The organism is Streptomyces sp. NPDC000229 (genome assembly GCF_040300825.1).
GTDB lineage: Bacteria > Actinomycetota > Actinomycetes > Streptomycetales > Streptomycetaceae > Streptomyces.
On the sequence record NZ_JBEPEL010000016.1, the window covers coordinates 1 to 13,753 of the forward strand.

General features: G+C 69.6%; 13 protein-coding genes and 1 pseudogene. 8 read left to right on the forward strand and 6 right to left on the reverse strand.

All coding sequences use genetic code 11. The features are described from left to right. From ABT360_RS35370 to pssA, 8 genes and pseudogenes are all read left to right on the forward strand, one after another. Positions 1–70 (forward strand): annotated as a pseudogene (locus tag ABT360_RS35370) (AMP-binding enzyme); the annotation flags it as partial. A gap of 428 nt (positions 71–498) precedes the next feature. Further along, positions 499–1,836 carry a crotonyl-CoA carboxylase/reductase gene (gene ccrA, locus ABT360_RS11355; protein WP_351813845.1) on the forward strand — a complete coding sequence of 446 codons (1,338 nt, stop codon included), beginning with the start codon at positions 499–501 and terminating at the stop codon, positions 1,834–1,836. After that, the gene (locus ABT360_RS11360) at positions 1,836–3,857 is read left to right on the forward strand and encodes a protein meaA (RefSeq protein WP_351813847.1); all 2,022 of its coding nucleotides are present in this window, start codon (positions 1,836–1,838) and stop codon (positions 3,855–3,857) included. Before ccrA ends, ABT360_RS11360 begins: the two co-directional genes overlap by 1 nt. Next, positions 3,854–4,813 carry an HpcH/HpaI aldolase/citrate lyase family protein gene (locus tag ABT360_RS11365; protein ID WP_351813848.1) on the forward strand — a complete coding sequence of 320 codons (960 nt, stop codon included), beginning with the start codon at positions 3,854–3,856 and terminating at the stop codon, positions 4,811–4,813. Before ABT360_RS11360 ends, ABT360_RS11365 begins: the two co-directional genes overlap by 4 nt. Positions 4,814–4,818: 5 nt before the next feature. Continuing rightward, a complete protein-coding gene (locus tag ABT360_RS11370; protein WP_126884275.1) occupies positions 4,819–5,331 on the forward strand; it encodes a MaoC family dehydratase in 513 nt (170 codons plus the stop codon). Positions 5,332–5,333: 2 nt separating this feature from the next. Beyond that, the gene (locus ABT360_RS11375; protein WP_351813851.1) at positions 5,334–6,539 is read left to right on the forward strand and encodes an acyl-CoA dehydrogenase family protein; all 1,206 of its coding nucleotides are present in this window, start codon (positions 5,334–5,336) and stop codon (positions 6,537–6,539) included. A 167-nt stretch (positions 6,540–6,706) separates the two neighbouring features. After that, positions 6,707–7,354, forward strand: a complete 648-nt coding sequence (locus ABT360_RS11380) for a phosphatidylserine decarboxylase (RefSeq protein ID WP_073754924.1) — start codon at positions 6,707–6,709, stop codon at positions 7,352–7,354. Then, positions 7,347–8,210: a CDP-diacylglycerol--serine O-phosphatidyltransferase gene (gene pssA / locus ABT360_RS11385; protein WP_351814001.1), complete on the forward strand. Its 864-nt coding sequence runs from the start codon at positions 7,347–7,349 to the stop codon at positions 8,208–8,210. The genes ABT360_RS11380 and pssA overlap by 8 nt, the downstream gene beginning before the upstream one ends. A 142-nt stretch (positions 8,211–8,352) precedes the next feature. On the opposite strand, the gene ABT360_RS11390 is transcribed toward pssA, so the two are convergent. From ABT360_RS11390 to ABT360_RS11415, 6 genes are read right to left on the reverse strand one after another with little or no spacing between them, the layout of a single operon-like run. Further along, complete coding sequence (locus ABT360_RS11390) at positions 8,353–8,904, reverse strand: GNAT family N-acetyltransferase (protein WP_351813853.1); 552 nt, start codon at positions 8,902–8,904, stop codon at positions 8,353–8,355. A gap of 55 nt (positions 8,905–8,959) precedes the next feature. Continuing rightward, positions 8,960–10,231, reverse strand: coding sequence for an ABC transporter substrate-binding protein (locus tag ABT360_RS11395; RefSeq protein ID WP_351813855.1), 1,272 nt, complete (start codon positions 10,229–10,231; stop codon positions 8,960–8,962). Continuing rightward, positions 10,228–11,298: a branched-chain amino acid ABC transporter permease gene (locus ABT360_RS11400; protein ID WP_351813857.1), complete on the reverse strand. Its 1,071-nt coding sequence runs from the start codon at positions 11,296–11,298 to the stop codon at positions 10,228–10,230. The genes ABT360_RS11395 and ABT360_RS11400 overlap by 4 nt, the downstream gene beginning before the upstream one ends. Next, complete coding sequence (locus ABT360_RS11405; RefSeq protein ID WP_351813859.1) at positions 11,291–12,181, reverse strand: branched-chain amino acid ABC transporter permease; 891 nt, start codon at positions 12,179–12,181, stop codon at positions 11,291–11,293. Before ABT360_RS11405 ends, ABT360_RS11400 begins: the two co-directional genes overlap by 8 nt. Next, positions 12,178–12,948: an ABC transporter ATP-binding protein gene (locus ABT360_RS11410; RefSeq protein WP_351813861.1), complete on the reverse strand. Its 771-nt coding sequence runs from the start codon at positions 12,946–12,948 to the stop codon at positions 12,178–12,180. Before ABT360_RS11410 ends, ABT360_RS11405 begins: the two co-directional genes overlap by 4 nt. Further along, positions 12,945–13,742: an ABC transporter ATP-binding protein gene (locus ABT360_RS11415; RefSeq protein WP_351813863.1), complete on the reverse strand. Its 798-nt coding sequence runs from the start codon at positions 13,740–13,742 to the stop codon at positions 12,945–12,947. The genes ABT360_RS11410 and ABT360_RS11415 overlap by 4 nt, the downstream gene beginning before the upstream one ends. Positions 13,743–13,753: the final 11 nt, after the last annotated feature.

Below are 13,753 nucleotides of genomic sequence, written 5' to 3' on the forward strand. Positions count from 1 at the left end.
GTCGCACCCGAAGGTCGCCGAGGCGGCGGTCGTGGGCGCGGCCGACGAGACGACCGGTCAGGCGATCGTGGGGCTCGACGGTCACCGTCGAGCCGGGCGGGCGCTTCCGTTTGCGGTCCCGTGGGGAGCCGCCACCGCGGCCGCACAGAGGTCGCCGAGCCCCGCCCGTCGACGCAATCGATCGATCATCGCTCATCTGTGAACGGTGGATTGCATCTGAGAGAAATTGTTGGCACTCAGTGCCTTGCGGCCTGGCACACGGTGTCATACGTTGATGTTGTCCGGGCGGCCGGCGTGCAGAGACATCTCGTACGCCGGCTGTCCCCGCAAGGCCATCGCGCCTCGCGCGCCCGGACGCCTGCGTCACAGGCAACCTCTGCGCACCACCCAGCGCTGCCAGCACCACCCGGCCGAACCGACGGCACACCTCCACAGCAGCACTTCCCGACGTTCCACTCAACGTCTCCCCTCAAGACGTTCTTCGCCGGAGGCAACACCGTGAAGGAAATCCTGGACGCGATTCAGTCGACGGACACCACGTCCGCGGACTTCGCCGCTCTGCCGCTCCCCGAGTCCTACCGCGCGGTGACCGTGCACAAGGACGAGACCGAGATGTTCGCCGGTCTCACCACACGCGAGAAGGACCCGCGCAAGTCGCTGCACGTCGACGACGTGCCGCTGCCCGAGCTGGGCCCGGGTGAGGCGCTGGTGGCCGTGATGGCCTCCTCGGTCAACTACAACTCCGTGTGGACCTCGATCTTCGAGCCGGTGTCGACCTTCAGCTTCCTGGAGCGGTACGGCAAGCTCTCGGAGCTGACCAAGCGTCATGATCTGCCGTACCACATCATCGGCTCGGACCTGGCGGGCGTCGTGCTGCGCACCGGCCCGGGCGTGAACGCCTGGCAGCCGGGTGACGAGGTCGTCGCGCACTGCCTGTCGGTCGAGCTGGAGTCCTCCGACGGTCACAACGACACGATGCTCGACCCCGAGCAGCGCATCTGGGGCTTCGAGACCAACTTCGGTGGCCTGGCGGAGATCGCCCTCGTCAAGTCCAACCAGCTGATGCCCAAGCCGGACCACCTCAGCTGGGAGGAGGCGGCGGCACCCGGCCTGGTGAACTCCACCGCGTACCGCCAGCTGGTCTCCCGCAACGGCGCCGGCATGAAGCAGGGCGACAACGTGCTCATCTGGGGCGCGAGCGGCGGCCTCGGCTCCTACGCCACGCAGTTCGCGCTGGCTGGTGGCGCCAACCCGATCTGTGTCGTCTCCAGCGAGCAGAAGGCGGACATCTGCCGCTCGATGGGTGCCGAGGCGATCATCGACCGCAGCGCCGAGGGCTACAAGTTCTGGAAGGACGAGCGTACCCAGGACCCCAAGGAGTGGAAGCGCTTCGGCAAGCGCATCCGCGAGTTCACCGGCGGCGAGGACATCGACATCGTCTTCGAGCACCCCGGCCGTGAGACCTTCGGCGCGTCCGTGTACGTCACCCGCAAGGGCGGCACCATCACCACCTGCGCCTCGACCTCGGGCTACATGCACGAGTACGACAACCGCTACCTGTGGATGTCGCTGAAGCGCATCATCGGCTCGCACTTCGCGAACTACCGCGAGGCGTGGGAGGCCAACCGCCTGATCGCCAAGGGCAAGATCCACCCGACGCTGTCGAAGGTGTACTCCCTGGAGGACACCGGCCAGGCCGCGTACGACGTCCACCGCAACCTCCACCAGGGCAAGGTCGGCGTCCTGTGCCTGGCCCCCGAGGAGGGCATGGGCGTGAAGAACCAGGAGATGCGGGACAAGCACATCGACGCCATCAACCGCTTCCGGAACATCTGATGACGGAACGGAAGAAGGACCGCCCCTGGCTCATGCGGACGTACGCCGGTCACTCGACCGCCGAGGCGTCCAACGAGCTGTACCGGCGCAACCTCGCCAAGGGCCAGACCGGTCTGTCGGTCGCCTTCGACCTGCCCACGCAGACCGGCTACGACCCGGACCACATCCTCGCCCGCGGGGAGGTGGGCCGGGTCGGGGTCCCGGTCTCGCACCTCGGTGACATGCGCCGGCTGTTCCAGGACATCCCTCTGGAGCAGATGAACACCTCCATGACCATCAACGCCACCGCCATGTGGCTGCTGGCGCTGTACCAGGTGGTCGCGGAGGAGCAGGGCGCGGACATCACCAAGCTCCAGGGGACGACGCAGAACGACATCGTCAAGGAGTACCTGTCGCGCGGGACGCACGTCTTCCCGCCCGGTCCGTCGCTGCGGCTGACCACCGACATGATCACCTACACGGTGAACCACATCCCCAAGTGGAACCCGATCAACATCTGCAGCTACCACCTGCAGGAGGCGGGCGCCACGCCGGTCCAGGAGATCTCGTACGCCATGTCGACGGCGATCGCCGTCCTCGACGCGGTGTTCGCCTCCGGGCAGGTGCCCCAGGAGCGCAAGGGCGATGTGGTCGCGCGGATCTCCTTCTTCGTGAACGCGGGCGTCCGCTTCATCGAGGAGATGTGCAAGATGCGCGCCTTCGGCCGCATCTGGGACAAGATCACGCGTGAGCGGTACGGGATCGAGAACCCCAAGCACCGCCGGTTCCGCTACGGCGTCCAGGTCAACTCCCTCGGCCTGACCGAGGCGCAGCCGGAGAACAACGTCCAGCGCATCGTCCTGGAGATGCTCGCCGTGACGCTGTCGAAGGACGCACGCGCGCGTGCCGTCCAGCTCCCGGCCTGGAACGAGGCCCTGGGCCTCCCCCGCCCCTGGGACCAGCAGTGGAGCCTCCGCATCCAGCAGGTGCTGGCGCACGAGAGCGACCTGCTGGAGTACGAGGACATCTTCGCCGGCTCGCACGTCATCGAGGCCAAGGTGGACACCCTGGTCGAGGAATGTCTGACCGAGATCGACCGGATCCAGGAGATGGGCGGTGCGATGGCCGCCGTCGAGTCCGGCTACCTCAAGTCGCAGCTGGTGTCCTCGCACGCCGAGCGGCGGGCCAGGATCGAGTCCGGCGAGGAGAAGATCGTCGGCGTCAACATCTACGAGACGACCGAGCCGAACCCGCTCACCGCGGACCTGGACACCGCCATCATGACGGTGGACCCGGCCAACGAGGCGCGGGTGGTGGCGAAGCTCCACGAGTGGCGCGACAACCGCGACGAGACCCGCGCCCAGGAGGCCCTCGCCACGCTCAAGGCGGCGGCCGCCGGGGACGCGAACCTGTTCGAGGCCACCCTGGAGTGCGCCCGCGCGGGTGTCACCACCGGCGAGTGGTCGTGGGCGCTGCGGGACGTATTCGGCGAGTTCCGCGCGCCGACGGGTGTCTCCTCCGCGCCGGTCGCGATCGCCGCCGAGGAGGGCACTCCGCTGGCCGCCGTACGCGAGAAGGTGGCGCGGACGGCCGAGGAGCTGGGCGCCGGGCGGCTGCGGCTGCTGGTGGGCAAGCCGGGCCTGGACGGGCACTCCAACGGGGCCGAGCAGATCGCGGTACGCGCGCGTGACGCCGGTTTCGAGGTGGTCTACCAGGGCATCCGGCTGACCCCCGAGCAGATCGTGAACGCCGCCCTCGCGGAGGACGTGCACTGCGTGGGTCTTTCCATCCTGTCCGGGTCGCACGCCGAGCTGGTGCCGGACGTGCTGGCCCGGCTGCGTGAGGCGGGCGCCTCCGACATTCCGGTCATCGTCGGGGGAATCATCCCGAGCGCCGATGCCGCCGAACTGAAGCGTGCGGGAGTGGCCGCCGTCTTCACACCGAAGGACTTCGGTATCACGGAGATCATCGGTCGTATCGTCGACGAGATCCGTACAGCGAACAAGCTCAACCCCGTAGAAAGCACGGAGGTCCCCGCATGACCGTCAACCGTCTCCGCCCGCGCCGCTCCTGCCTGGCGGTCCCCGGTTCCAACCCGCGCTTCCTGGAGAAGGCCCAGGGCCTGCCCGCGGACCAGGTCTTCCTGGACCTGGAGGACGCATGCGCGCCGCTGGCCAAGCCGGAGGCCCGGCACACCATCGTCAAGTTCCTCAACGAGGGTGACTGGACGGGCAAGACCCGGGTCGTGCGGGTGAACGACTGGACCACGGAGTGGACGTACCGCGACGTCGTCACCGTCGTCGAGGGTGCGGGCCCGAACCTGGACTGCATCATGCTGCCGAAGGTCCAGAACGCCGAGCAGGTCGTGGCGCTGGACCTCCTGCTGACGCAGATCGAGAAGACGATGGGCTTCGAGGTCGGCCGGATCGGCATCGAGGCGCAGATCGAGAACGCCCAGGGCCTCAACAACGTCAACGCGATCGCACAGGCCTCGCCGCGCATCGAGACGATCATCTTCGGCCCGGCCGACTTCATGGCGTCCATCAACATGAAGTCGCTGGTCGTCGGCGAGCAGCCGCCCGGCTACCCGGCCGACGCGTACCACTACATCCTGATGAAGATCCTGATGGCGGCCCGCGCCAACGACCTCCAGGCGATCGACGGTCCGTACCTGCAGATCAAGAACGTGGACGGCTTCCGCGAAGTGGCCGGACGTGCCGCCGCGCTCGGCTTCGACGGCAAGTGGGTGCTGCACCCCGGTCAGGTCGACGCGGCCAACGAGGTGTTCTCGCCCTCCCAGGAGGACTTCGACCACGCCGAGCTGATCCTGGACGCGTACGAGTACTACACGTCCGAGGCGGGCGGCAAGAAGGGATCGGCGATGCTCGGCGACGAGATGATCGACGAGGCCAGCCGCAAGATGGCGCTCGTCATCTCGGGCAAGGGCCGCGCCGCCGGTATGACCCGTACGTCCACGTTCGAAGCCCCGGAGGCCTGAGCACCATGCAGTTCGGACGCACCTATGAGGAGTTCGAGGTCGGCGCCGTCTACAAGCACTGGCCCGGGAAGACGGTCACCGAGTACGACGACCACCTCTTCTGTCTGCTCACCATGAACCACCACCCCCTCCACATGGACACCAACTATGCGGAGAAGACGACGGACTTCGGGAAGAACGTCGTCGTGGGGAACTACATCTACTCCCTGCTGCTCGGCATGTCCGTGCCGGACGTCTCCGGCAAGGCGATCGCCAACCTGGAGATCGAGTCGCTGCGGCACGTGGCGCCGACCTTCCACGGCGACACCATCTACGGCGAGACCACCGTCCTCGACAAGACCCCGTCGAAGTCCAAGAGCGACCGCGGGATCGTGTACGTCGAGACCAAGGGCTACAAGCAGGACGGCACGCTGGTCTGCGTGTTCCGCCGCAAGGTGATGGTCCCCACCGAGACGTACATCAAGGAGCGCGGCGGCGAGCAGCCCGGCCGCCCGGAACTGAAGGCGCAGGAGAAGTAGCCATGGCCCGACTCGCGCAGACCCACGGTCTGACGGACGTCCAGCAGGAGATCCTGTCCACGGTCCGGGACTTCGTCGACAAGGAGATCATCCCGGTCGCGACGGAACTGGAGCACCGCGACGAGTACCCGCAGGACATCGTCGACGGGCTGAAGGAGCTGGGTGTCTTCGGCCTGATGATCCCGGAGGAGTACGGGGGTCTGGGCGAGTCCCTGCTCACGTACGCGCTGTGCGTGGAGGAGATCGCGCGCGGCTGGATGTCCGTGTCGGGCATCATCAACACCCACTTCATCGTCGCGTACATGCTCAAGCAGCACGGCACACAGGAGCAGAAGGACACCTTCCTGCCCCGGATGGCGGCCGGCGAGGTGCGGGGCGCGTTCTCGATGTCGGAGCCGGCCCTCGGCTCGGATGTGTCGGCGATCACGTCCAAGGCGGTCAAGGACGGCGACGAGTACGTCCTGAACGGCCAGAAGATGTGGCTGACGAACGGCGGCACGTCAACGCTCGTCGCCGTTCTCGTCCGAAGTGACGAAGGACACCCCGAGGGCACCGCCCCCCACAAGTCGATGACGACCTTCCTGGTGGAGAAGGAGCCCGGCTTCGGCGAGGTCCGGCCCGGCCTCACCATCCCCGGGAAGATCGACAAGATGGGCTACAAGGGCGTCGACACCACCGAGCTCATCATGGACGGACTGCGCATTCCGGCCAATCGTGTGCTCGGCGGGGCCACCGGCCGAGGGTTTTACCAAATGATGGACGGTGTCGAGGTCGGCCGCGTGAATGTAGCGGCACGTGGTTGCGGCGTGGCGCAGCGTGCATTCGAGCTGGGCGTCTCGTATGCCCAGCAACGTCAGACTTTCGGTAAGCCGATCGCCCAGCATCAGGCCATCCAGTTCAAACTGGCCGAGATGGCTACCAAGGTGGAGGCCGCTCATGCCATGATGGTCAACGCAGCACGCAAAAAGGACTCCGGGGAGCGAAACGACCTGGAAGCAGGGATGGCGAAGTACCTCGCCTCCGAGTACTGCAAGGAGGTCGTCGAGGACGCCTTCCGTATCCATGGCGGCTACGGGTTCTCGAAGGAGTACGAGATCGAGCGTCTCTACCGAGAGGCTCCCATGCTGCTCATCGGCGAAGGTACCGCCGAGATCCAGAAAATGATCATTGGGCGTCGGCTGCTCGAGGAGTACCGATTCCAGGGGTGATTGTCGCTTTTGAGCCGGTTCGGCCGCGAAGAAGATCACACCCTGTCATCGTCTTCCGGCCGCCGACTCGGCTTCTGGCTTGCCCAGTTGCGGCCCGCAACCGATAGCATCGCCAAAAAGCCGCCGTCCCCCGCACTCGCGCGGCATCACCGCTACGAAGGTCATCCATGCCCCACAGCCAAACCTCTGCACCTCGCGGCCGCGTCCGCATCGCACGCGGAGCATCGCCGTGGCTTCTGCCGACCGTCGCCACCGCTGCACTCAGTCTTGCCCGCTCGCGCCGTTCCAAGCGCGCCGCGGCCATCGCTGTGCCCACCACCGCTCTGGCGGCGGGCATGCTGTGGTTCTTCCGCGACCCCGAGCGCGAGATCGCGCAGGGCAGGGTCATCTCGCCCGCAGACGGGGTGGTGCAGAGCATCATGCCGTGGAAGGACGGACGGACCCGGGTCGCCATCTTCATGAGCCCGCTGAACGTCCATGTCAACCGCGCCCCGCTGGCGGGGACGGTGACGTCCGTCGAGCACGTCCCCGGTGGGTTCGTGCCGGCGTTCAACAAGGAGAGCGAGAACAACGAGCGCGTTGTCTGGCACTTCGACACCGAGCTCGGCGACATCGAGATGGTGCAGATCGCGGGTGCGGTCGCCCGTCGCATCGTGCCGTACATCCCGCAGGGGACCAAGGTCGAGCAGGGCGAGCGTATTGGTCTGATCCGCTTCGGATCGCGCGTTGACATCTACCTTCCGGAAGGTGTCGACGTCGCTGTCGAGGTCGGTCAGACCACGACCGCGGGGGTGACTCGAATTGACCGTGATTGATCCCGACACACGGGCCGACTGGGTGGCCGACGCCGAGGCGGACATCGTCGAGGAAGCCGAGGAGATGCCGCTGTCGCTGCGTCTCTCAATAGCGGACACGCTCACGCTGGGCAACGCCACGTGCGGCTTCATGGCGGTGTACTTCACCACCACCGGCATCCTGATCCCGCACCTCACGGGGAGCCAGGAGACCGGCATGGCGCGCCACAGCGCCGCCACGGCCGTGATCCTGATGCTCCTCGCGGCGATCTTCGACCTCTTCGACGGGCTCGTCGCGCGCAAGCTGCGCAGCTCGCCGATGGGCGCTGAGCTGGACAACCTGTCGGACCTGATCAGCTTCGGGCTCGCCCCGGCGTACTTCGTACTCGTGTACGGGATGGTCGCGGACGACGCCCACCAGAAGGTCTCGGCCGTGGCCGCGATCGTGGTGCTGCTGGCGGTGGTGCTGCGGCTCGCCAGATTCAGCTGCGTGACCATGAAGGACGGCATGTTCCAGGGCATGCCGAGCCCCTTCGGTGCGCTGACGGTCGTCTCGATCGTGCTGCTGGAGCTGCCGTTCATCCCGACGCTGCTGGCGATCATCGGTACGGCGTGGCTGATGGTGAGCCGCGTCGAGTACCCCAAGCCGCGGGGCATCCTCGCGGTGGCGATGCTCAGCTGGATCGTCGGGGCGATGGGTCTGCTGGCGGCGTGGGCGTTCGACGCCCCGGGCGGCCAGCTGCTGCTCCAGACCGGCTGCGCGCTCCAGGTGGTGCTGGGCGCCGTGATCCCCCTCTTCGCGACGGCCCGGCGAGTGAACACCTTCCGCGGCAACCGGCGCGAGAGCCGGGAGGCGCGGGCGGCACAGCTGCCGTAACGCCTCACGGCGGGCATGGATCCCGGAAGGGCCCGGGTGCGGGATACGCACCCGGGCCCTTCCGCGTTCCACGCCGGCGCCGGGCCGGGGCGCCGGTGTGCGACAGCCGGCCCCGGATGGCGGAGCGCGGTCGGGCGGGCTCTCAGGTGCCGCGCAAGGCCTTGTAGTAGTACGTCGTCGCGTGGGGCGTGCCGGTGGGGGTCAGGGCGTAGTGCGGGATCGTCCCGGCGCGGGTCCAGCCCCCCTTGCGGTACAGGACCTCGGCCGCGCTGCCGGTCTCGGTGTCCAGGACGAGCAGGGTGAGCCCCTCGGCGGCCGCCGCCTCCTCGGCCGCCGCGAGCAGCCGGGAGCCCAGGCCCCGGCCGCGGGCGTCGCGGTGGACCAGCAGCTTGGCGATGTCGCCGCGGTGCGGCTGGTTCGGCATCGTCGCGCGTACGAGGGTGATCACGCCCGAGACGGCGCCGTTCGGCCCGTACGCCGCCCAGACGCTCCGTACGCCCCGGGCCGCCTGCTCGGCGACGTCACGCCACCACGCGGCGGCCTGGGCGCCGTCCAGCGGGGCCAGGAAGCCGACGGAGGCCCCGCCGTCCACCGCGTCCCGCAGCAACGCGGCGAGCCCCTCACCCGCGAGGTCATGGACCTGCTGGGCGGTGAGGGGCTCGATCCGGTAGGCCGTGAGGAGGTCATCGCTCATGATCAGAGCTTCACACGGCTTCGTTTCCGGCCGGTGACGGGGGCTTCGCCTCCGGTCAGCCGCCGGGTGTGAAGGCCTTCGCCGCGTCGGAGACCTGCGGCTCGCGCGCCACCCGGGCGCCTCCGGGCACGGACTTGTCGGGCTGAATGATGGCGCTCTGTCGCGACGAGGGCGCCTGGGGGTCGGAGAAGTCGTGCGTCATGCCGAAGCCCGCGTCGTGGGCGTTCAGCGTCAGCAGCGCCGTGCCGAGACCCTCACGTGTCAGGTCCTTGGCGGCGCACGCCTTCTTCAGCGCCTCGCCGAAGACCTGGGCGGCCGACCAGCCGGCGACGACGCCGTTGTCGAGGGCGTCCTGGGGATAGGCCGCCCGGTAGTCCGCCACGAGCTTCTTGGCGGCCGGGGTGTCGGCGCCGATCGGCAGGCTGGGCGTGGCCACGTAGTACATGCGCTCCAGCGCCGGTCCGGCCTGGGTGGCCAGCAGCTGCGGCGCGTAGGCCGAGTTGTTGCCGATGACCGGGACGGTGAGCTTCACCGCGGCCGCCACACCGACGAGCGAGGCCGCCTGGCGCGGGCCGGCGCTCAGTACGATCGCCTTGACCCCGGCCTGCTTGAGGGCCGCGACCTGCGCCGACATGTCGTTGTCGGTGGGCTTGATCTTCTGCTCCACGACCGTCAGCCCGGCCTTGTCCGCCGCGTACTTCGACCCCTTGAGCGCGTTCTCGCCGTAGTCGCCCTCGAAGTAGACATGGCCGAGCTTGTCGCCCTTCTTCAGACCCTTCTCCTTCAACAGGAAGTCGACCGCGTTGATCGTCTCGATGTCGTACGTGGAGCCGATCACCCGGATGTGGGGGCTGCCCAGCAGCGAGGCCGACCATGCCTGGGGCAGGACGAGCCCCTTGTCCTGGCCGTCGATGCGCTGCTTGACCGCCGCCACGAACGGCGAGCCGATGAACTGGGGGAAGCCCAGCACCTTCGGCTCCAGTTCGGTGTAGCCGGCGAGTGCCTTCTGCGGGTCGTAGCCGTGGTCACGGACCGTCAGCTCCACCGTGCGGCCGCAGACGCCGCCGGCCGCGTTCAGCTGCTTGACGTACAGCTGCTGGGCCTGGGTGACGCTCTTGCCGAGCGTGGCGTACACCCCGGTCATGTCGGTGAGGACGCCCAGCCGGATCGTCCTGGCGTCCACGCCCTCGCCGGTCTTCACCCCGTCGGCGCCCTGGCCGCCGGCCTCGTCGCCGCTCGTCGCCTTGGAGCTGCAGCCGGCGGCCGCCGTCAGGGCGACGAGCGCGGTGAGGGTGGCGGCGAGCCGCCGGTGTCTGCGCATGGTCATCGTTCCTCCGCTGGGGTACCTGAGGGTTGTGCGGGACGCCGGGCGGCCGGCCGGACCAGGCCGCCGGGCAGGAAGAGCACGACGGCCACGACGGCGGCGCCGTACAGGTAGCGCGACGCCTCGCCCGGTGCGATGCCGCCCGTGCCGGGGGCGGACACCAGGGGCAGCGTGTCGCTGTACCGGTTGAGAACCTGCGGCAGCAGGGAGACGAAGACGCCCCCGACCACCGCGCCCGCCACCGAGCCCAGACCGCCGATGACGATCATGGCGAGGTACTCGAGGGAGAGCAGCATGCCGAAGTACTCCGGCACGGTCCGCTGGAAGACCAGGGCCAGCAGGACGCCGGCGAGCCCCGCGTACATCGACGACAGGACGAACGCGGCGGCGCGGTAGCGGGCCACCGGGATGCCCAGGACGCCCGCCGCGATGCGGTGGTCCCGGATGGCGTTCAGGGCCCGCCCCGGACGGCCGCGCAGCACCCCGCGGGCGAACAGGGCGGAGCCCAGGAGCAGGGCCAGGCCCAGGTACCACAACTTCTCGGCGGCGCCGAAGGGGATCTGGGCGACGAGGAGCTCGCTCTCGTCGAAGGTGACGCCGAGCAGGCTCAGCGGCGGGACGGCGCGGCCGTTGAAGCCGCCGGTCAGGTCGTGGGCGTTGAACAGCACGTGCTGGCCGATGAAGATCAGCGCGAGTGTCGCGATGCCGAGGTACGCGCCGCGCAGCCGGCCCGCGATCGGGCTGAACAGGCCGCCCGCGGCGCCCGCCAGCGCCACCGCGCCCACGGCGGCGAGCCAGCCGGGCAGGCCGAGGCCGGTCAGCCCGTCGCTCCCGTCCCCGGCGAAGGCGCAGTAGCCGTACGCGCCGACGGCGAGGAAGAAGGCGTGCCCCATGGAGAGCTGGCCGGTGGAGCCGGTGAGCAGGTTGATGCCGATCGCACCGATGGCGGCGGCCATCGCGAACAGTCCGGCCTGGAGCCAGAAGCGTTCGAGGTAGAAGGGCAGGGCGAGGAGGAGGACCGCGCCGAGGGCCCAGGCGTAGGTACGGGGTCGGGTGAGCGTGTCAGACACGGGCGAGCTCCTTCGTACCGAAGAGCCCGGCGGGGCGGATCAGCAGGACGGCGACCATGACGAGGTAGGGCGCCAGGTCGCCGATGCCGCGGCCGAGGAAGGTGAGGTCGCCCTGGTAGCCGGTGGCGAGGGACTCGGTGATCCCGACGAGCAGTCCGCCGACGAGCGCGCCGGTGGTGGAGTCCAGTCCGCCGAGGATGGCGGCGGGGAAGGCCTTGAGGGCCGCGAGGGAGGTGGAGCGTTCCAGTCCGGGTGTCGGGAAGACGGTGAGGAAGAGCGCGGCGACGGCGGCGAGACCGCCCGCCACCGCCCACGCGCCGAGCGACACCCGGCCGAGCCGGACGCCCATCAGGGCGGCCGTGGACGGGCTCTCGGCCGCGGCGCGCATGGCCACGCCCCAGGAGGTGAACCGGAACGCGAGCAGGAACGCGGTGATCAGGAGCCCGGCGGCCAGGAACGCGGCGATCCGCGTCTGGGCGATGGTGACGGAGCCGATGGTGACGACCGCGTCGCCCCAGGGGTCGCCGAGGGAGAGCACGTCCGTGCCGATGCGGCGGGTGAGTTCGGTGGTGAGCAGGATGTCCACGCCGATCGTGACGATGGCGAGCACGCTGTGGTCCCGGCCCCGGTAGCGGCGCATCACCAGGAACTCCACGGCCGCTCCGACGAGCGCGGCGCCCGCGACGCCGACGGCGAGCGCCGGCCAGAAGCCGATGTCGTCGTGGAGGACGGCGATGACGTACCCGCCCGCGAGGAGGAGGGAGGCGTGGGCGAAGTTGACGACCTCGGTGGCGCGGAAGATGACGACGAATCCGAGGGCGATGAGGGCGTAGACGGAGCCGAGGGCCACTCCGCCCAGGAGCAGTTCGGCGAAGGTGGTCACTCGGCGTTCTCCTGTCCGAGGTAGGCGCGGACGACGGCCGGGTCGTTCTGTACGTCGGCGGGGGCGCCGTCGGCGATCCGGCGGCCGAAGTCGAGGACGGTGACGGAGTCGGCGAGGCGCATCACCACGCCCATGTCGTGTTCGACGAGGACGATGGAGATGCCGAGGCTCTCGCGGACGCCCGCGATGACGGCGGCGGTGCGGCGGCGTTCGTCGCCGGTCATGCCGGCGACGGGTTCGTCGAGCAGCAGCAGCTTCGGCTCCATGCACAGGGCGCGGGCCAGTTCGGCGAGCTTCTGCTGCCCGTACGGGAGGGAGGCGGCCGGGCGGTCCAGCTTGTCGGCGAGGCCCACGAAGTCGGCGATCTCGCGGACGCGGGCCCGGTGGCGGGTCTCCTCCCGCGCGGCGGAGGGCAGGCGGAGCCCGGTGGCGAGGAAGCCGGCGCGGGTGAGCCGGTGACGGCCCAGCATCAGGGCGTCGGCGACGGTGGCGTACGGCGGCAGTGCCAGGTTCTGGAAGATCCGGGCGACCCCGAGGGCGGCGATGCGGTGCGGGGGCAGGCCGGTCAGCTCGTGGCCGTCGAACCGGACGCTGCCGGAGGTGGCGCGGTGGACGCCGGACAGCACGTTGAAGGTGGTGGACTTCCCGGCGCCGTTGGGACCGATGACGGCGTGGACGGTGCCGGGTTCCACCGTGAAGCTCACTTCGTCGAGGGCGGTGAGGCCGGCGAAGCGGACGGTGAGGTCGCGGACCTCGAGGGTCGTCATGCGTCCTCCCAGCGGGCGAGGTGGAGCACCGCCACGGACGGGGCGTCGGCGGCCGCCTCCTCGTCGACGACGCCGAGGTAGCGGCGGCGCACCTCGTCGGAGGCGGCGAGCTCGTCGGCGGGCCCCTCGGTCGCGACCTCGCCGACCTCCAGGACGTACGCATGGGAGGCGAGGCGCAGCGCGAGGGCGGCGTTCTGCTCGACGAGCAGCACGGAGGTGCCCTGGGCGTTGATCTCGCGGACGGTGTCGGCGATCCGGGCGGCCATCAGCGGGGCGAGGCCGAGGGACGGCTCGTCGAGCAGCAGCAGGCGTGGGGAGGCCATCAGGGCGCGGGCTACGGCGAGCATCTGCTGTTCGCCGCCGGACAGCAGCCCGGCGCGCTGGTGGGCGCGTTCGGCGAGGACGGGGAACAGCTCGTGGACACGGCGCAGGGCGGCGGCCTTCCCGGTACGGGCGGCGGTGAGCGCGCCCGCGCGGAGGTTGTCCTCGACCGTCATGCGGGCGAACACCTGGCGGCCCTCGGGGACGTGGCACAGCCCGGCCGCGACGACCCGGTCGGGCGGCAGGCCGTGCAGGGGGCGGCCGGCGAAGGTGACCGTGCCGGCGGTGGCGGCCCCGCCGTGGAAGGCGAGCGTGCGCGAAAGGGCGCGCAGCAGTGTGGACTTGCCGGCTCCGTTGCCGCCGAGTACGGCGACGCAGGCGCCTTCCGGTACGTCCAGCGAAACGTCACGCAGGGCGGTCACGGGCCCGTACCCGGCTGTCAGTCCCCGCACGTGCAGGGCGGCAGCGCTCATGGATTTCCCCT